The organism is Rhizobium oryzihabitans (genome assembly GCF_010669145.1).
GTDB lineage: Bacteria > Pseudomonadota > Alphaproteobacteria > Rhizobiales > Rhizobiaceae > Agrobacterium > Agrobacterium oryzihabitans.
In genome coordinates, this window is record NZ_CP048632.1 from 1,919,713 (window position 1) to 1,938,992 (window position 19,280).

15 protein-coding genes and 1 pseudogene are annotated in these 19,280 nt (G+C 59.8%); 6 read left to right on the plus strand and 10 right to left on the minus strand.

What is annotated here, in order from left to right; all coding sequences use genetic code 11:
• The first annotated feature begins 176 nt into the window (after positions 1–176).
• Entirely contained in the window at positions 177–503 is a 327-nt protein-coding gene (locus G3A56_RS10075; RefSeq protein WP_164056347.1) for a conjugal transfer protein TraD, read from the plus strand.
• A gap of 1 nt (position 504) precedes the next feature.
• Positions 505–771, plus strand: coding sequence for a conjugal transfer protein TraD (locus G3A56_RS10080; protein ID WP_164056348.1), 267 nt, complete (start codon positions 505–507; stop codon positions 769–771).
• 104 nt (positions 772–875) lie between these two features.
• On the opposite strand, the gene G3A56_RS10085 is transcribed toward G3A56_RS10080, so the two are convergent.
• The 9 genes and pseudogenes from G3A56_RS10085 to G3A56_RS10125 all read right to left on the minus strand — a co-directional run bounded on the left by G3A56_RS10085 (position 876) and on the right by G3A56_RS10125 (position 14,664).
• A complete protein-coding gene (locus G3A56_RS10085; protein ID WP_164056349.1) occupies positions 876–3,710 on the minus strand; it encodes an ATP-binding protein in 2,835 nt (944 codons plus the stop codon).
• A 2,705-nt stretch (positions 3,711–6,415) separates the two neighbouring features.
• Positions 6,416–6,637 (minus strand): annotated as a pseudogene (locus G3A56_RS29600) (DUF1156 domain-containing protein); the annotation flags it as partial.
• Between the two features lie 16 nt (positions 6,638–6,653).
• Entirely contained in the window at positions 6,654–7,280 is a 627-nt protein-coding gene (locus tag G3A56_RS10095; protein WP_246230969.1) for a retron system putative HNH endonuclease, read from the minus strand.
• A gap of 1 nt (position 7,281) precedes the next feature.
• Positions 7,282–8,613: an AAA family ATPase gene (locus G3A56_RS10100; RefSeq protein WP_164056351.1), complete on the minus strand. Its 1,332-nt coding sequence runs from the start codon at positions 8,611–8,613 to the stop codon at positions 7,282–7,284.
• Positions 8,610–12,122: a helicase-related protein gene (locus G3A56_RS10105; RefSeq protein ID WP_164056352.1), complete on the minus strand. Its 3,513-nt coding sequence runs from the start codon at positions 12,120–12,122 to the stop codon at positions 8,610–8,612. Before G3A56_RS10105 ends, G3A56_RS10100 begins: the two co-directional genes overlap by 4 nt.
• A 66-nt stretch (positions 12,123–12,188) precedes the next feature.
• Positions 12,189–12,506: a HigA family addiction module antitoxin gene (locus G3A56_RS10110; protein WP_164056655.1), complete on the minus strand. Its 318-nt coding sequence runs from the start codon at positions 12,504–12,506 to the stop codon at positions 12,189–12,191.
• A gap of 18 nt (positions 12,507–12,524) precedes the next feature.
• Entirely contained in the window at positions 12,525–12,815 is a 291-nt protein-coding gene (locus G3A56_RS10115) for a plasmid maintenance system killer (protein ID WP_164056353.1), read from the minus strand.
• Positions 12,816–12,979: 164 nt separating this feature from the next.
• Positions 12,980–13,840 carry a nucleotidyl transferase AbiEii/AbiGii toxin family protein gene (locus G3A56_RS10120; RefSeq protein WP_164056354.1) on the minus strand — a complete coding sequence of 287 codons (861 nt, stop codon included), beginning with the start codon at positions 13,838–13,840 and terminating at the stop codon, positions 12,980–12,982.
• Positions 13,837–14,664 (minus strand): type IV toxin-antitoxin system AbiEi family antitoxin domain-containing protein, encoded by an 828-nt coding sequence (locus G3A56_RS10125; protein ID WP_164056355.1) that lies wholly within the window; start codon positions 14,662–14,664, stop codon positions 13,837–13,839. Before G3A56_RS10125 ends, G3A56_RS10120 begins: the two co-directional genes overlap by 4 nt.
• Positions 14,665–14,969: 305 nt before the next feature.
• Here G3A56_RS10125 and G3A56_RS10130 point away from each other — a divergent pair, with 305 nt between their 5' ends.
• The 4 genes from G3A56_RS10130 (at position 14,970) to G3A56_RS10140 (ending at position 18,854) form a co-directional block, all read left to right on the plus strand.
• Positions 14,970–16,289 carry a DUF4365 domain-containing protein gene (locus G3A56_RS10130; RefSeq protein WP_164056356.1) on the plus strand — a complete coding sequence of 440 codons (1,320 nt, stop codon included), beginning with the start codon at positions 14,970–14,972 and terminating at the stop codon, positions 16,287–16,289.
• Positions 16,286–16,864, plus strand: coding sequence for an argonaute/piwi family protein (locus G3A56_RS28870; RefSeq protein ID WP_246230971.1), 579 nt, complete (start codon positions 16,286–16,288; stop codon positions 16,862–16,864). The genes G3A56_RS10130 and G3A56_RS28870 overlap by 4 nt, the downstream gene beginning before the upstream one ends.
• Entirely contained in the window at positions 16,855–17,739 is an 885-nt protein-coding gene (locus G3A56_RS28875) for an argonaute/piwi family protein (protein ID WP_246230973.1), read from the plus strand. The genes G3A56_RS28870 and G3A56_RS28875 overlap by 10 nt, the downstream gene beginning before the upstream one ends.
• A gap of 398 nt (positions 17,740–18,137) precedes the next feature.
• A complete protein-coding gene (locus G3A56_RS10140; RefSeq protein WP_082183531.1) occupies positions 18,138–18,854 on the plus strand; it encodes a 2'-5' RNA ligase family protein in 717 nt (238 codons plus the stop codon).
• 59 nt (positions 18,855–18,913) lie between these two features.
• Here the strand turns inward: G3A56_RS10140 and G3A56_RS28425 are convergent, their stop codons facing one another.
• Positions 18,914–19,081 (minus strand): hypothetical protein, encoded by a 168-nt coding sequence (locus G3A56_RS28425; RefSeq protein WP_003503889.1) that lies wholly within the window; start codon positions 19,079–19,081, stop codon positions 18,914–18,916.
• Positions 19,082–19,280 lie beyond the last annotated feature (199 nt).

A 19,280-nucleotide genomic window follows, 5' to 3' on the forward strand; every position in this document is an offset into this window, starting at 1 on the left:
TCAAGCATTGGCACGGCCAAGCCCACGTCGGAACGACGTATAAGCGCGCCCTCCCTCGAAAAAATCTCGGGATGGACCGGGCCGTGCCACACCGTCCCGGCAACAATACTGCGTTCCGCATCTCACGCAACTATCCTTACCGCATCAACCACTTGCGACCGAGAAAGGACACGAGGATGCGGAAGCCACGGGACTATGACGCGGAACTGAAGGCGCTTGATGGCAAGGCGCGGGAACTCAAGATGCGGAAGGTGCAGCAGCTTGGCGAACTGGTCATCGCCACCGGGGCCGATGGTCTCACCGCCGACGAATTGGCCGGTGCGCTCGTCGCACTGGCGGAAACCAAGGACGCCGAAAAGAGGGAGGTGTGGGCCAAGCGCGGCGCTGCGTTCTTTCAGGGGCGGTCGCGGCGAACTGCATCAGCGCCTGATCGCAACGCTGGCCGCGCTCAAGCGCAATCGGGCGGCGCGCAACCGGCATCAGGCGCAACGGGCGCGGCATGACATGCGGACATGGCAGGTCGAACGCCGCAAACGGACGCGCCACCTGATCGAACTCGGCGGCCTCGTCGTCAAGGCGGGCATTGTGGACCTGACCGGCGATGACCGCGCCATGATCTACGGCGCGTTGCTTTGGATGGCCGACAAGCTCAACAGTGATGACGGTGAACGGGCCCGGGAACTCTGGGCCGAAAAGGGGAAAGAGGCGTTCGCAGTAGAACGTCCAGCAGGCGTAGATACGAGAACTCAACCGCAGCAAGATCAGGCGTGACCGATGGCGGGCGGCGCGGAGACCTAAAATATCGCAGCGCCGCCCGCCATCACGCGGCAACGCCGCGCAAATCCTCCTCCGGTCGTTCGATAAGCCCTTAGCCATCATTCCCAATCGGCCGATTTCAGGCCAAGACTGCGGGCGTTCTCCGAAACCGCGCGCCTCACTCCGTCTCCGGCCCCGTCTGGAAACTCGGCCGAGATTTCCACCACAAGGCGGACGGTCGCGTTCGGGTCGGACGTGAGTACGGACACGATCTCCTCGGCGATCTGCACAAGGCGCATCTTTGCGGTCGCAGGCGGAACCTCGGCCGAACCGTAGAAGGTTTTCGGTTTCGCAGTGGCCGGTGTAGGTGCGGTCGTCACTGGCCCTGGCGACGTGCTCCCGCCACTGGGAACATAGACACTAGGACCCTCGGCTACGCCGCCCGTGGTCGTGACAACGGCTGGAGCAGCGGGAGTCGGGGCTGGCCGGTTTACGTCCTCATAGGCTTGAGCTGCTTGAGGCTCGATCAGGAGCAAGGTGTCATCGAGGACAACATTGCCGCCGCCGAAGGAAAAGCCCTCGAACTTGCCATCGGCCTCACCGTAGGCGGTGCCGAAAAAGTCCTTGCTGGCCGCGCCGGCACGGATCGCCTGCGCCAGAACATCCCGCGTCTTGAGGCGCGGCAGGTAAAGATAGCGCAGGGTGTCCTCGAAGAAGCCCTCCGCACTCGCGGCGTTCTGACCGCCCTTCCAATAAAGCTCCTTGAGCTTGGCGCGCAGGTGGATCGGCGACCAGGTGGTGATGACCAACTCGTTGTCAGCGCAAACGCGCTCGATCTCGCCGCCGATAGAGCCGCCGGTCGTGTTCAGAGCGAACGCCTCAATGCCGGGCTTCGGATCGGTCGGCGCGTCCTGCATCGGGCAGAGCAGCCATTTGTAGCACTCGCGAACCACGCGCGGCAGCACGTCCTCGGCGCTTTTCAGCTCCTTTTCGGCCTGATTTTTCTGCAAGAGGTCGATGTTCAGGCGGCCTTCCTTTACGTCCTCGACAATCGAACCCCATGCGAGCGCGACGCGCGTTGCGTCGTTGAGACGGGAAAGCGCGCCGTGATCGGGAGCAAGGAAGAGCAGCCGGTTGCTGCGATAGCGCGGCTTCGAGCCGTTTTTGCCGATGATCTCTAGCGCTGCTTCAAAGGCGAGGCGGTTTTCCTCGCGGGCGTACCAAGTCTCCGGCGGCAGCACGAGCAAGCGTAGGGCGGTATCGTCGGGCACGTCGCCATGCGGCGTGAAGATATGCACGCCGTCGAAGGACGTGGCGTTGCCAACTGTCTTCTTCAAAGCCTCGGCGATCTTGCCGCGCACTTCCGTCCGGTCGTCGAACCGGCGCTTCCGATCCTCCATCTCCCGCCGCAGATTGGCGCGGGTGTCGAACCAGAAGCGCGTTGCGTCCTGGCTCTTGTCGCCGGAGGAATTGAGGTAGTGCAGCCGGTCCGCGAGCCGGCCGAGTGCATCGGCATAGATAGATGCTGCCTGTCCGGGCTGAAGGCATCCGAGAATAATATGCGCGCGGTCGAGACCGCGCGCGGCCACCTTGGACGCGACCGAAGACGGGGCGCTGCCGAGGAAGACCGTGCGGGCAATGCGGCGGGCCGCGCCAACTTGGCCGAAACGCGGTTCCTTGTTCTCCAGAGCGGTCGTCTCGGCGCGGTCGCCGTCGATGTCGCGCTCGATCACGGCATCCCAGCCCGCGGGCAGGTAGTAGGTCAGCTCGTTACGGCTGCTGCCGTCATGAAGCGGCAGGCTGCCGGGCATGATGAGCAGGTCTTTGTTGTCGTCCTTCCACAGCCGGTAGATGACCTTCGCCATGAGTTTCAGGACGCCGCGCGTGCGCTGAAACCCGTCGATGGTCGTCCAGTCCTCATAGAGGCGGTCGAACACTTCCGGGTGGATCGGATAGGCGTGTAGGAGCCGGTCATAGTAATGCCGTTCCTGCGTATCGGCGGGGAGCTTTACGCCTTCGGCGATATAGGCGTCGGCGAAGGCGCGGCACGTGGCTTCACGGGCCTTCTCGTCGCGCACCGGCTCGAACAACCGGCGGCGCACAATCTCGAAGGCTTCCTCGGTCGCAACCGGCTTCCAAAGCGCCTGCACGCGCCCGAAGGTCTTTTCGAGGGCTCGCAGCGCCGTGACGCCGCGTTGACTACCCGCTTCAAGGTCTGATTCCGGCAAGGATGCGAGCACGATGGCACGCGGGACCAGCTTCACGGCTTCGGTAAGAGCCTGCACGAAGGACAGGTTGGAGTCGTAGCTGCCGCCGCTGATTGCCTGCGATTCCGGGAACTGGCGGATATAGGCGACCAACTCGTCGATCAGCACAACGCATGGGGAGTGGCGCTCCAGAAGATCGCGCAGCACATCCTTGCCTGGGGATGTGCCGGTGGCGTCCGCCTCGGCGACAAGCGCAAAGGCTTCCGCGCCGCCGAGCTGCCATGCGATCTCGCCCCATAGGGTTTTGATCGTCTGGTTCCCACGCTTCCACGGCTGGCCCGGCGCGTGCGCGGTGCCGTCCAGCACCGCAACGCGGGCCTGCGGCACGTCCATCAAGCCCGCCCGGTCAACAAGCGCGGGGATGCCGGCGAGGTCGGACAGGGCGCATTTGCGGGTGGCAAGGTGATAGACGGCTAGCATGGAATGCGTCTTGCCGCCGCCGAAGGCGGTCTGAAGCTGAACGACCGGCTCACCGCCCCTACCGGCGAGGCGCTGCGCAACCTGCGTCAGCAGGAGCGCCATGCCCTCGGTGATGAAGGTGCGGTCGAAGAACGCGTCGGCATCCTGATACTCGCGGCTGGCCTTGCCAGTGTTGACCGCCGTGATGTCGGCCGCAAACTCCGATTGCTGGAACGTGCCTTCAAGCACGTCCTGATGGGGTACAGCCACTTCTCTCCAAGGTTTCATCGTCGGCTCCCCCTTCAGCCAAACAGCTCGCCTTGATGCGCCTTCGGCGCCGCAGCGGCGGCGGACTCGATGGCGCTCCAGCTCGTTATGATCTCGTTATAGGCGCGGGCATCCTCCGCCCAGCCCGCCCGCTCGCAAAGCGTATAGAGGCGATAGGCAAGCTGTCGCGTCGCCTCGGATTTGGCCGCGACGGCCGCAAGCACCTTGCCCGCGCCGCTTTCGCCCTCGGCTTTGAAGATGCGGATCAGGTGATGCAGGGCCTCCCATACCGGCAGGCGGTCGTCTCCCACTGGATTCCAGTCAGACGGGTATTCAGCCCATTTCAGCAGCCGGACAATGCCTCCGGCGGCAAAGAGGACGCCCGACTGTTTCACGCCGTCAACGCTCGTCCCCTTCGCACGGGCAAGCGTGTCGGCTTCGCCGAAGCGGCCTTCCTTCCAGCCGTATTGCTCAAACCAGTGCAGGCAGAATTGGGAATCGTGGTCGAAGTCATCCTCGGCGAGGAAGCGGTTGATAAGCCGCAACGCGGTCTGCACGGTCATTGGCGTGCCGTCCGCCTCCAGCACGGCGGCGTATTTCGAGAACACCGCCATGCCGGGGCCGATGATGGCCTGTGAAAGGTCAACCGGCGCAACCGGCGAGCGGTCGTCGCCAGAGCCGCGCGTCATCTCGTCAAGCGCCTCTGGCAACACCTGATTCAGTTCTCGCAGGAAAGCTCGCCGGGAAACGGTTTCCGCTGTTGCCGGGCGCGCGCGGCAAACCAAGACAATGCTAGATGCAAGGGCATTTGTTCCGGATCCAATCATCCGATTCTCAAGCTCTGTCCGCATGGGCCATGTGCCGGTGAGGGCAAAGCCTGACCGGATTACGGCATCCAAGAACGTTTCCCATCCAGTGCTGGAAGTACCTTCGGCAGTTTCTGTCTCGGATTGCTTAAAGGCGTAGTAGATGGTGACGGGGGCCGAGGGATGTGCGTGTTCACAAAGGCGCTGCATTGCCTTCGTCATACCATCGAGAAAAAATGCCTCAGCCTTAGCTTTGTCGCCATGCCGATAGGGTGTCGCCACCAATTCTTCGGCCTTCGGCACGGTAAGTGTTGCGAACAGTGGCGGAAACACCGGCTTAAGTGCACGCCTGAGCCAAACGTAGAAGAAGTCGGATAGCTCAGCATAACCAATGTTATCGTAGTATGGCGGGTCCGTGGAAACTACTTTATTCAGGCTTATGGATTGCGTTTGTGCATCCGCCTGAATGGCATAGGAATTTGCAGTGCTCATCGAGCCTGCCGTTGAAAGTAAGTTTTCATATGTGTATTTGACAGCGTTTGTCCAGCAAATCGCTTTGGTTCCCAAGAAATTTGAATCTGGGAAGTCCCATGTCATCGGCAGCGCTTGCCGCTTGTAGGTTTGCATTACCTGTTCGCCTGATGGCTTCCAGGTCGCAATCGAACTACCGTAGTCCACTAACCTGTCTATCGCGAATGCCAGATAAACTCCGACAGCCTCGCCGTAGGCGCGGGCACCTACCCCACCACTATCAAGTCCAGTGTCATCTTGGTGCAGACCGGCAGAAATCGAATCCTGAGCAATCTTGTCGATCACTTCAGTCACGAGATCGCTAAATGTTGCCAACGCCACTATTTGACGGGGTGTGAATAAGTCTGCAAAGGTTGTGAGACCATAATTGGGAGTTTTGAAGTCACGAGGATTGTCCGGAAGAGTAACCTCCGGTCTCCACTCCGGATGCACCTGCAACGCGGTGGCCTCATGCTCAGAGGTAGGAGAAAGATATATTCGTCCTCTTGCTCCCTGAGCCATAATCGCCATTAACTTGGTGTTGATCCGGCCGGCTTTTCCCTCGGAACGAATATGATTGTAGTCAATGGGAGTGCCCGACATAAGGCAACGAAATGCTGCCCGTTTTCCCGCAGTAGTCCCCTCCTTTGCGCCCGCTGGCGGCTTCCCAACCTTGACAGTGAACCGATAGGTATCACCTTCGATCATCGGCTCGACATATGCTTCTCTTCCGGCCTTGCTCGACAGAATAAATGTCGAGGCAAGGGGCACATCCACATTTCTAAACGCGGGATTAGGGCTCTTAACTGTGCGAGCCCATATCCAAGTTAAGACCGTGAGTTTCTGCCCGACAAGCGGCTTTAGGTCGGGCCGATCCTTTGCCATGTTTGCTGTAATTTCTATCGGCGGATAGAGATGGCCGATGCGCTTTTGCGCTTGTTCACGCATCCATTGGCCGTAGTAGCGCACATCCTCCGCGAGACCCTGTGCGCCCTCCCACTGTGTGCTCCACGCATCACGGCTGGCGCGTGCTTCCGGGTTCACTGGCGACCGTCCGGCGAACTTCGGCGGAATTTCGATCATTGCTTTATTGATGAGCACGGCAACAGGATTGAGGTCGGAAGCATAAGACTCAAGGCCAAGACGTTGTGCCTCAAGCGGTAAAGCCCCACCGCCCGCGAAGGGGTCATGGAAGGCAGGCAGTTTTTCAGGATCGAACAGCTCCGCCGCTTGCGGATGCTCCTTGTTGAGTTCGCAGGTCTCGCGCCAGGATCGACGAATCTCGACTCGCGCCTTCTGCAACACGGCTTCGTTGGTAGAGTTCTCCCACTTCACCAAGTCTTTGATGATGGCAAAAAGCCGATTGCGGCTCGCCGCCCAACTTGCCTTGATGTTGTTCGGTGGAATCACACCCGGATGCTCAAGCTCCCATTTCCACGACGGATCGTTGACCATCTGGGCGAATATCACCGCACGAGCCGCAGCAAGCGGGCGCCGTGCCCACCAAAGATGTAATCCGCGCGGGTGCGCGCCAATGCCCGGCTGCTTTTCGTGTGCGCAGGCTTCGTTGATCGCATCCAACGGCAGCGCGACTTCGATCAGCTTCTTCGGGGTTTTCACGGTAGTAGTCATTCTTATTGTCTTTCCGTCAGCACATGCCGGATGGCGGTGTAAAATGATAGATGGCGCGCGTACTCAAGCTCCTCCGCGAAATACGCGCGAATATCATCCGGCGGCCAACCTTCGTTGAAAGCAGTATTGGCGTCGTCAACATATCCAGACACAGCGATCTTGCGCATGACGCGCAGCCGCCCCACTCGGCATCAAGGGAAAAGACACGCAGCGTCTCGCTGGCGCGATGTTGTTCCGCTGCCGAAAGGCCATGCCGGATGCTAATGGTTCCGTCTGCCTGAAAGATGAAGAAGGTGTCGGGATCGTCGCAGCACGGGTTTATCAGGTCATTGACATTGTATGGCCCGGCACCGTGATCCTTAAAGTGACCGCATGAATCCGTCTGATCACAAGACCAGAAGAGATTGCCCCAATCGAATGTGAGCGCGGGATGCAAGCTCTTTCGCCGGAAATGCTCTATGTGCTGGCCGAGAGAGTCGATGTCGCCCTCGCAATAAGCGCAACGGCGGCCCTGCATGGCTTCAAGCTGCGCTCTGATCTCCCCCTTGTGGACGGAAGACACATTGTCCCAGGTATGAACGCCGTGGGCATAGCCACCAAGGCAAGCGGGCGCGGGGCAGATGGCACGATCAAGTTTCTGCATGTCACGCGCCCTCCGGCCGGTTCTTGGCGAGCCGGAACCGTTGGAAGCGGATAAGACGGTCGGCCTCCAGCATGACCGGATGGCTTTCGCCATAGTGCGCGATCAGGCGTTGCCGCAGGTCGGACGCTTCCTGCCCTTCGGCTTCGCCCGCCTCGATGAGCTTGCGGTAGGTGCTAAGCTCGGTCGATTCCTTAAGCTGCGGAACGGGGTCCACGTCCATCACAGTCGCCAGTACATCCGCGCTCTCGACGCCTCTGGTCTGAATCAGGGGAGTCTCGATCACCACATCGCCGTTGCTGATATGAAGGACGCGGATCGACGACTTATCGACCGTCGAAAGGACATGCGGGCTGTGTGTGCTGACAATGATCTGTAGAGCCGGGAACGCACTTTGCAGCAAGCCGAGCACCTGCTGCTGCCAGCGGGGATGCAGGTGCATGTCCACTTCATCGACGATGAGAACGCCGGGGGTCTCGATGGCGGCCCGATCACTCAATTGCGGATTGAGGTTGGCGCAGCGGCGCGCAACATCGGCGACAAGCGCAAGCATGGTGCGCACTCCGTCGCTCAGCATGGACAAGGGTAGCTCGCCGCGCGTCTCGTGCTGGGCTGTCAGGGTATGAAGCTCGTCATCCCAGCGGAGACCTGACCAGCCGGTCGGCTGAAGAACCGTATCGGTGGCAGTCTTTACGCCTTCGATCATCGCAAGATTGGTTTGCAGGCTCTCCCGGAATGAAGGCGACGCCGTCTGCCTGAAGCGATGCTCGAACCACGCCGAAATGCCCTTGAAGGACGAAGACGACGTGAGGCAATCGGTATAGCCGGCGACGCGCTCCCCGACATTGGTGACGGAGGAACGGCGGTATTCGGTCTGCCGTTGCTCGCTCCAGAGGCGACCCGTCCCGTAATAGGCAATGAGCGGGAGGACCGCCGCATCGGAGAGGAATGGCTGCGCTGCCTCTTTCAGCGGGCCGAAGTGCCGGGTGCTCGGTCGCACCTTTTCGCCGTAGGTTCTGACGGCGCTCTTCCACCTCACGGCCGCGCCCTGAACGGTTGCCTGCGCTTCGTATTCGGTCGGAAGGCAGGGGGACATCCTACGCTCCTGACCGGGGATCACGCGCACGTCGCTACGCTCGATGCGCCGGACCTTCTCCGGCGGATAGAGCGCGTTGACGAATACCGACAGCGCAGCTCCGGCGGCGTCGAGCACGGCGGTTTTGCCGCTGCCGTTCTCAGCGACCAGAACAGCCAGGTTGGGGTGGAACGCGACCTCGCAATGGGCGAAGCAGCGGAAATTCGTCAGTGATAGTTTGTCGAGACGTAGCGCGGTCATCTGGCCTCTGCCTTGGCGAGCAGATCGCCCAAACTGAAATTGATGGACGCGACGCCCCAGCCGGGTTCGCGGTCGAACGGGCTGGGAATGTAGTGTGGGCCGTCAATGGCATCGTCTTCGCCGACGATGGCAATCGCCAGCACGAACTTGTCGCCCTGATTGAATGCGTAGAGCATTTCGTTGCGGGTGATCGTGATGGTGCTCGCGCCCTTCACTCGCCCCTTGACCTCGATGTGCTTGGGATCGGGCTGCCTGCCGTCAACGGCCGGTGGATAGGACGTCAAATCCCAGCCGCATTTTGCGGCGGAGACATCGACGACACGGCACCCGCGCGCTTCCTCCGCCTGCCGGACGGCCGTCATGGCGAGCTGTTCGATGCGCGAGCGCGCCGCCGCGTCGGCCGCGAAGGTTGCCGCCACCGGATCGGCCGGCTCGTCGCCACGCAGCTTGTTTATCAAGCCAGCCGGCACGATCAGCGCCGCGCCGAGCACGACCGGCGTTCCGTTCACGACATGGCGCATGGCTTGAAGCTCTTTCTTCCGATTGTCCAAACGGCCCTGAAGGTCGCCAAGCGTGCGCTCGACATTCTGAAGGTTGAGCCGCACGTCCTTTCCGACCTCGGCGTCGTCCTTCAGCTTCATCCAACGATCCTGCCAGAAGGCGATCTCCTTGCTCAGCCGCTCATGGACGGCGTTCAGGGTCTTCTCCACATGGTCGATGCGCCGTTGCGCGACCTCGCCATAGTGCTCCGGCACCAGCGTCGTCGCGGCGAGGGACAGGGCGCGTGTCTCCTGACCAGAAGACAGCCAAGGCGCGTCGAGCACGTCCTTGAGCAAAGCTCGCTCTGCATCGGGAAGAGGCTCAAGGTCGAGATGGGGCGCCCATCCGGCGAAGGTCGCCTGTCCGTCCGGCCCGACGCGCACGAATTGCAGGCGCTTGGAAAGCACGGTGCCGTCACCGGACTTGATCTCATGCGTCAGCAGAAACAGCAGCGCGGGATCGAACCCTTCATCGGCCGGGTCGATGAGAACCGACCCTTGCCGGAGAAGATTGGTGTGCTGCTCAAGGATCATATCCGACATGGTGAGCATGAGCGGATGGCCTGGGTGCATCAGGACGGCCCGCTCCAGCCCCGGCTTGTCGAGGGGCTGAATGGCCTGACGCTCGAAGCAAATGCGGCTGTAGCGCCGCAGCACCGGCTCATGCTCGCGCCGGTTCCGGCCAGTCAGACGGCGGTCGCGCTCGCGGATCGCCACCGGAATATGACTGATCTCATAGCGCCCGGCCTCACGCTGATGGGCGGTGCCGCCAAGCGCGTCGAGCGCCTTGGCGAAAAAGGCCCGGACGAAGAATGGCTGAAGCCGCCGGGCCTCCGCCTTCTCCATCTCCTCCTTCACGGCGAACAGCCGATCCGCGCTCATCGTCTCCTGCGCGAGGGCGTTGCGGTTCAAGAGGGATTTCAGGTGGTCGTGGTCAAGCGCCTTGTCGATCTTCTGCGTCAGGCGGGCGCGGACTTCGGGCCGGTCGCCGTAGCGGATGGCCTCGACCAGCAGGTCTTTGAGGCTGGTCTCCTCGAAAACCTCGCCGAGAATGTCGAAGACGCGCCCGTGAAGGGCCTGGCTCTCGACCTCCAGCTTCAGCAGCAGGCGGTGATAGACATCGCCTTCGCGGGTTTCCTTGGCGACCAGATTCCACAGGTGACAAACCTCGGTCTGCCCGATGCGGTGGATACGGCCAAACCGCTGTTCCAGCCGGTTCGGGTTCCAAGGCAGGTCGTAGTTGACCATGAGGTTCGCGTTCTGAAGGTTCACGCCTTCGCCTGCGGCATCGGTCGCCACCAGCACGCGGACATCAGGGTCGGAGCGGAAAAGCGCCTGAAGACGGCGACGTTCGTCCCGGTGCGTGCCGCCGTGGATGGTTACGATGGCGTCGGGATTGCCAAGTACGCCGGCAATCCGTGCCTGAAGGTAATTCAGCGTGTCGCGGTGTTCGGAGAAGATGATGATCTTGCGCTGCCGACCGGTGGCGTCGCGGGTTTCAGGGTGGTTCTGAAGGATTCTCGACAACTCATCCCATTTGCGATCCTGCCCGGAGGCGACGACGGCCTTGGCCTGCTCCTCCAGCCCCTTCAAGATGACGATCTCGGCCTCAAGCTCGACAACGGTCTTGGCGGCCGTGGCGTCGTCGATCAGGTTCTCCTCAAGGGTCTCCTGCTCCTCCGCGCTCAGGTCGTCATCGTCCTCCGGCGCGCCGGCATAGGTCTCGGCGAGGGCGTGCCGCCCCTTGATGCCGAGCTTTTCGTCGCGCAGCCGGTTCTCAAGCCGCTCGCGGCGGCGCTTGAGCGATTGGAATATCGCTTCGGGGCTTGAAGCGAGACGCCGTTGCAGCGCGGTAAGGGCGAAGCCGACCGATCCCTTGCGCGCGCCTTCGAGCTGATCGGCCTTGCCCATCTCCGTCTGCACATAGTGGGTGACGGCCTCGTATAAGGCCGCCTCGATCTGCGAAAGTTCGTAGTTGACCGTGTACGCCTTGCGCTCAGGAAAAAGCGGCATGCCGTCGAACTTGACCAGTTCCTCCTTGACCATGCGACGCATGAGGTCGGAGGCATCAACCTTATGCACGCCGTCCCGGAACTTGCCGTAGAAGCGGTCGGAATCGAGCAATGAAAGGAAAAGCTGAAAGTCCGCTTCCTTGCCGTTGTGCGGCGTTGCCGTCATCAACAGCAGGTGCCGGACATGAGCGCCCAGCTTTTCGGCGAAGCGAAAGCGACCCGTCTTTTCTAACTTGGAACCGAAATAATGCGCGGAGAGTTTGTGCGCTTCGTCGAAGACGGCCAAATCCCAGCCGGGCGCGCAGAGCTTTTCCTGAAGCTCCTCGTTGCGGGAGAGCTGATCGAGGCGGACGATAAGGCGTGGATAGTCGTCGAATGGGTTTCCGCTCGGCGATGTCTGCTCCAGAAGCGGCGAATAGACGTGAAACTCCAGCCCGAATTTCTCGTAAAGCTCGTCCCGCCATTGCTCGACAAGGCTGCCGGGTGCGACGATCAGGATGCGGTGCGAATCCGCGCGCATGATGAGTTCGCGGATGTAGAGGCCCGCCATGATGGTCTTACCGGCACCGGGATCGTCCGCGAGGATGAACCGCAAAGGCTGCCGGGGCAAAAGCGATTCATAGACGGCGGTGATCTGGTGCGGCAGCGGCTCCACATTCGAGCTATGGACCGCCATCATCGGGTCGAACAGAAAGGCAAGGTCAATCCGCTTGGCTTCGCAAGCAAGCTGGAACGCCGCGCCGTCGCCGTCGAAGGAAAACGGCCGCTCTACTGTGGCAATATCAACAGAAGGCTCGTCACCCCTGTTGAGAAGCCGTTCCTTCATGCCGCCGTCAGGGGTCCGATAGATAAGCTGGACAGACCCCTCGCCGAGAGAAACGACGGCAACAACCGTCACCACCTGGGACGGCTCAATCCCAGATAGACTCTGACCAGACTTAATTTCTTCGAGCTTCATGTGGTGGACGGCTTTCTTTTTTGGGTGCGCGAGCCTACGCTCCGGAGTTTGCTGAGAATGAACTGGTCATGACGGGAGATTTCGCTGCGGCCTGCCTGAATAGGGTGCGACGTTAACCGCCTCCGCCTTCTTCCGCGCCTCCGCGATGTCGAAGCTATTCTGCATCCGCATAAGGGTTTCCATCGACACGCCGAACGCCTTCTCGATGCGGATTGCCATTTCCGGTGACAGGTCGGCCCGCTCATTGAGTAGGGCGGACAGGGCGGCGCGAGTGACGCCGAGAACATCGGCGGCAGCCGTAACCGACAGGCCGAGAGGTTCGATCACCTCGGTCTTCACGAAGCCGCCGGGATGGGCGGGAGCCTTCATTCGGATACCGTTCATTGCGCTGGTGCCCACGTTTCAGCCGCTTCCTTCGTAGTCGAGGTTCGTGATCTCGTCGTTCTGTGCGTCGATCCCGAACGTGAGTGCGCCGACCGGCGCAGCCCGAAGCTCCCATCTCCCCAGCCCCGCACCAGAAGGCGGTTGAACCGTCCAACCGGCGACGCGGCGAAGCTCCGATTCCCCAGCCATGTCCTGAAGGAACGACAGGATGCGCCGCAACCTCGAAACGTCTATGCCTCGCGGGCCGGTCGATTCGTCCTGTGCGATGAGAGAGCGCAAGCCCGGATGCACCACGTTCCGAATCTTCATGCCGCACACTATTTGGGGGACTGGATAGCGTCAAGTGACACTTGACGGCTAGCTTAGAGCGCACAATGTTGATTTAGTGGCTATGGTGTCAAGGGAGTGATCACCACTATTGGTTCAGCCACGGCCGCCTGGACCGCGAAAGGGAAGCTGCCATTTGACGATGGCTACACTCCAAACCTTTCCCGCATTTCTCCGGCCTTCGCCCATTCGTCGCCGGGCATCCGGTCGATCAGTTCCTTCATCACCCGGACAAATGTGGTCTTGAGCGTTTCATCGGTCAGGGTCTTGGCGCGATCTGTCGGAAGCAACGGGCGCATATCGGTGAAGAAGGTCGGATTGGCGAGCTTCTGGAACATGCGCTGCTGCGCCTCGGCCCTGGAGATCGTTACCTCCGCCTTATCGAGGTAGAGCCGGAAACATTCGACGATCCGGGCCGTGTCCAGCCCGTCGAACACGGTGAGCGCGTGATCGAGGTCGAACAGGTCGCGGCCTTTGTTGCGTTGAAGCAACGCCCGCAACTTGGTCGCCAGCATTTCCTCCCGCGAAAAGGTCGGGATTGCGGTCTCGCCGGTGAACCACGGATTTTCGATGCCGAACGCTATCTCGATGGGCAGATCGTAGGCTTCCCGCTCGCGCGTGTTGATTTCGATCTTGAGGTTGATGCGCACGTCGGCGGGCTCGCCTTCCGCATCGACGCGAAAGCGAAGCTTGGGAGCGACAGGGCTTGGATCGGACTTTGCCTTGCCAAGCCACGGCTCCAGCACGGCGCGAACACCGTCGAGGACCGGCCCAATCGGGCCGGCGCTCGTCCGCACGAGGTCGATGTCTTCCGAATAGCGCAGTGGCGCGGGGAAATGCAGTTTGTTGAGCGCCGTGCCGCCCCGGAAGCGCAGTTCGCCCCGCAGGAACGGATCGGAGAAGATGGCGACAAGCGCGCGACTGATGATGAGATCCTGCTCGATTTGCCGCTGGCTTGCCCACGGCGCGACACGGCTCCAGGCGGTGATGTAGTCCTGCGGGATCATTCGTCGATCTCCGGCGGCCGACGGACGATTACGCGCCAGCGTGCGTCGCGTTCGGATGGCGGTGGCGACAAATCGGGGTCGCCTGCCTGTTTGGGATCGAGTTCGACCCAGGGCATCGGCCCGCGCGCCGACAGCGCCGCGAACATCGCTTCCGTTATCTGCGGGTGCCCCAGCCTTCCGAGCAGGTGTCCAAGGCGCTGCACAACCGCTTTCTCGAAAGCGCCCGACAGCGAGGCGAGCTTTTCCGGTTGCAGCCGTTCGGCAAGCTCGGAAAGCACCGTCGCAATGTTGTCCAGACCCGCGCCGGATTGCGGGTAGCGCACGAGGTCTAGCGCCGTCAGCCCCGGCGAGGACAGCTTTATATAGCCCGATTGCGTCTTGCGATCCTCGATCCCCGCCGCCACCGCCGCCATGTCCTTGCGGTAGGAAAAGACAATCCGCGTCCGCCCGGCCTCAATGTCGGGCAGGAGCTTGTTCGTGATGACCTGAAACGCCATGACAGCCTGATGGGAAGCGCCGTGGGCCGCCGCCGACGACAGCAGCCCCACATAGTAGGGCCGCTGCTCATGGCGCATCAGGGCGTCGATGTACCACTCCGGCGGCGGCGCTCCCGCCGTGGCGTGCTGAGGTGGCACGACCACATAGAAGCCTCGCCGGGGTCGGATGAGTTGGCCGCGGCGCTGCAACCGCTCGGCGGCGTCGAGGAATGCACCCCGGCTAATGCCGATCTCCTTCTGTGCCTCATCCGCAGAAAATACTCCCCGGCCCGCAGCAAGCAGGCCGGAAGCGTAGGTGGATAGGGCTGATCGTTCGACTCGGATCATATCTCACTATCCGCTCTAAGAGCGGAATTTTCAATATGAAACTTTGCAAAATCGTTTATAAAAGTCCGCTTTTAGAGCGGATTATTCAATATGATGCTGTGCTGGCTTAGTTCACCATGGGTGTGAGCTTCGATGTCCTCACCTCACTAGCTGAGGTAGTGATATGATTGGCAGGAGCCTGTTAGGAAGCCCGGCCACGTCGTTGGGTGGCTTGATCCGACGTTGGACCGGCGTTCTCCTAAGAATCCTGCGGATTTCCATGGAAAACTCTTTTGAATGTTCCCGGCTTGTTCTATTGTGAAAGAATGTCCAAAACTATCACGAGTAACCAGCTTCTGGGTGAGATAGGCGAAGCGGCGGTACGCCTTCGCTTCCTTAACATGGGATTCCAGTTCGACGGCCGCTCCCGGCTCGAAGCGGGACTAGATGGCATCGCGGAAGTAATGGACAACGGAAAGCCTCTTGCTCGCATGATCGCGGTACAGGTCAAGGCGAGGGAATCATCCCGCTACACATCCGAAGATGACAACGGCTTCAGCTATCTCCTTCGCGCGGACGACCTAGCTTATTGGCGCGGCTCGAACCTTCCGGTCATTCTCGTTCTGTACCGTAAGTCAGATGAGTCATACTTCTGGAAAGAGGTTGGCACAGATATCGAACGGGAGGGCCGCAAGCTCCAATTCGACAAGAGCCGTGATGTTCTCGATCAGAACGCGGTAGACCGCCTTGCGGCCCTGACAGTTCCCAAGGCCGGATTCGGTTACTATGTCCCACCACTGGGCGGCGGCGAAGAAGCGCTGGTCAACATTCTCCCCGTAACGCTGCCCGCCGAAATATTCGTCGCTTCAACGTCCCACACCGCAAAGAAGGCGGTTTCAATTCTGCTCGATAGCGATGAGCCTGCCCGCTTCGATTGGACGATCAAAGGGGGCACCTTCTGGTCGTTCAGCGATCCGCGCGCGACGGTATGCAAGCACATCGTTGACTTTGATCAGGTCGAGGCGATCGATACGTCAGAGATCGCCTTTCATGAGGATTTGGACGAACTGAACAATTTTGCCTTTCTCTTGCGGAAGACGCTCGACCATCAGGTGCGTACGGACCTCGCGTGGAGCAAAGAGCGAAAATTGTATTATTTCAGGGCGGCAGCGGTGAATACGCCGCGTTCATTCACCTACGAAGCCTCCAAGAAAAAGGCGTCTACTGAAGTCGTCAACGTCGCCGTGAATAAGGCCGACAAGACGCGCATCGAGTTCGTTCGTCATCACGCTTTCGTCCCTCGATTCGAGCGTCTTTACGACCAATGGTATCTGGTCATCAACCCGACTTACTTTTTCACGACGAACGGGTTCATTCCGCACTCTTATCCGGCTGCGCTGCTCGCCGGAAAGAAGCGCCTCGACAACAGTGCGTCCCTTCGAGGACAGGTTGTCATGTGGTATCGGTTTCTGAGTCGGTCCGATCGAGAGGAAGGGGGCCTGTTCAGTGAAGCCTCGTCCGAGCCGCGCTTGAAACTCGGCGAGCCGCCTACGGTAGAGCTAGCCACGCGCGTTCCGGAGGATGTCTGGGGTTCCCAGAAGAAGGCAGCGGAAACCGAGGAGATACAGGAGCGGCTGTTCGGATGAAGTTCGCAACGAAAATATTCGACGAGCCGCATCTGGAATTTGGTGACAAGCATCACCATCCCGATCCGCGGCTGGGCCTATTCGAAGCCGGTCCGCTCCAGACCCCGTTAGGCGATGTCGTCAAAATCGCTGTCGTCGGCGATTCCAAGACCGTTGAGGATGCGAAGGAATTCTTCGCCCAAGCTGCCACCGGCTTCGCAGGAAAGAGCGAGAAGCACCCCAATCTTCATCCGGATTTTCCGGGACTCGGAAACCAGAACCCGTTCCGGTGCAAGTTCGAGATCTCGGACGGAGCGACAGCAGCCATCGCGCAATCGAAGATCGACAAGATTCGCAAAGAGCCGCATCACGGCAAGGCCGTGGAAATGGCGGTCGATGAAATCGTTCAGCAGCTCCAGACACTCGATGAAGGCAGCCACCGTCCGGATGTCGCAATCGTGGCTTTGCCCGTGAGCCTGATTGAAAGGGTCTGGAACGCGAAGGTCGATTCCAAGGCGACGACCGAAAAGGACGATAGCGGTGGCTCGGACGCTCCTGACTTCCGGGGATGCTCAAGGCAAAAGCAATGGGCCTGAGCTTTCCAATCCAGATCGTTTGGGAGGATGTCTTTGATGAGTCGGCGAGCATCCCGCGCAAGGTGAAAGAGAGCCGTGCCCGGAAAATTCAGGATCAGGCCGGGCGAACATGGAACCTTCTGACGACTCTCTACTACAAGGGGACCGGGCGTATTCCTTGGCGCAAGATGCCTCACGACGGCGAGTTCACAGCCTGCTATATCGGCGTCAGCTTCTATCGTGAGGTTGGCGGGCAGCAGCTCTTCACCAGCGCCGCTCAGATGTTCGACGAAAGAGGGCGCGGGTTTATTCTCAAAGGCAAGCGCGCCCATACGGAAAGCCGTGGCCGCCATCCCTACATGACGCAAGCTGATGCGCGCCAGCTCATATCGGATGCGCTCACCGCGTATAAGAACCATCACAAGAATTACCCGGCGCGTGTCATTGTCCTCAAGACATCGCAATTCCGGGAAGAAGAAGCGGATGGCATTCTTGAGGCTCTGGAAGAGGCCGGAACCGAGCTTCGTGACCTTGTTTGGATTCAGGAATCGTACGCTGTGAAGGTTCTTCGGGATGGCAATTATCCCGTAATGAGGGGGACATTCGTTGAGCTTGGCGGGAAAGGGCTACTCTACACGAATGGAAGCATACCCTATTACGGGACTTATCCTGGAATGTACGATCCGAGGCCGCTGCTCCTTTGCCCATACAAAGGCAGCGACAGCACGATCTCTCAGATTGCCAGTGAAGTTTTGGCTCTCACCAAAATCAACTGGAATTCGACGCAGATGAACCAGAAACTTCCTATCCCCATCAGGGCAGCGCGCGCGGTGGGTGAAGTCTTGAAATATGTCAGCGATGAAAAAGTAAGCTCTGATTACGCTAGGTATATTTAGGGAAATTCTAGAAATTCGTTTCATGCTGATCGTATCTGGCCACTCCTATCGGGCTTGGTTCAGCGAGAAGGGCGAAGGGGGTGTCATCCTCCGAAGCTTACTCTTTAATCTGCATTCTTGCGGACCCCGTTTATGATGTGCGCCCGCTTATATCGGGAAGAATCGCCATGTAGAATCCGCGAATCCCGAATCCGTTGCTTGATGGTATCGAGGTTGGTATCGACCTTGGAGCGCAGGGGAAAGCCCAACAACTACAATGCGAACTCAAGCCTATTGACCATCGAGTGGGAATAAGACAAGGGCGGCGTAAATCCGCCCTTCGTTCTTCTTTTGTTCTTTATTTCGTCACTGTGCAATGATAGGTTTCCGGCCTTGGAATAAGGCTGTGGAGCAGCGTCATGGGTTACGAGTTGGCGGAGGGAGGAGCTTTAAGGCAACTGCACTTTGATGGGCTGGAGCCGCAAAAGATACGGCGCTTCAGTCCGCGATTTATGAGCAAGCTTTTGCTGGTGTTGAAGCCGCCGCTGGCCCTGGCGGAGCGAATTTTTGCCGACGCGGCTTACCATGCGGCCGGACGTACGCAACACGAGGCCTATCCCGCCGAGCTTTTACATATGACGCTGATGTGTCTCGGATGTTTCGACACCGTACCTCATGGCCTGATAAACAGGCTAAAGGCAGTATTGGGGGAAGTCAGGGCACGGCCCGTTCCGATTACGCTGGACGGAAGTTCGCTTTTCGGCAATCGAAATAGCCTGGTGTTGCGAAGCAGCCATGAGATGCCGGAGATTGACGCTCTGGTGAAGATGTTGCAGCGCGCGCTTTGGCGGGCAAATCTTCCCTATACCCCAGCATCATCTTTTACTCCGCATATCACCATGATTTATGGCTGCGGGAAGATAGAGCCGATGCCGGCTGGAAAACCCTATAGCTGGCTTGCTGGCAATTTTGAGCTGGTTTTCAGCCACAGTGGCGAAACACGGCACGATTCGCTCGGGCGCTTCGCGCTTTCGGCGAAAGCCGATCGTTACGAGCCGCCTGAAAGCCAGCTGCCCTTACCTGAAAAAGTGATCGGTCCCAGAAAACGGGCCAATCGAAAGCTCGTTGCGCGGTAATGCCCGCCGGAGCCATGCACGAGCGAGGCGATGTCGCCTCGCTGCGAACGATAACCAGCTTAGAGCTGAACCTTGTCGAAAGCCTTGCCGTCGATGCCAAGGGCTTCGAGGTCGGCGCGGGCCGGCTTACGGTGTGCGCGAACAGCGGCCGAAACCGAAAGTGCTGCACCCAGAACGGCGAAAGTTTCGCCGAAGAAGTTACGCGATGTCTTTGCAACCTGACGCATTTTTCTCTCCATCTTTGATGCCCAGATAATGGGTATTTATGGCTTCTTCTACAACTCATGATGTAGCAGGGAAGCCATGCAGCTTTGCTCGCGCTCGTTTGAATGTCAGATGCTACATTTTTGCATGGCTTGAATTCGCTGCCTCAGGCAACGGGTTGAACAGGGCGTATTTTTTGTTATGCCGAAAGTCCAAGATAAA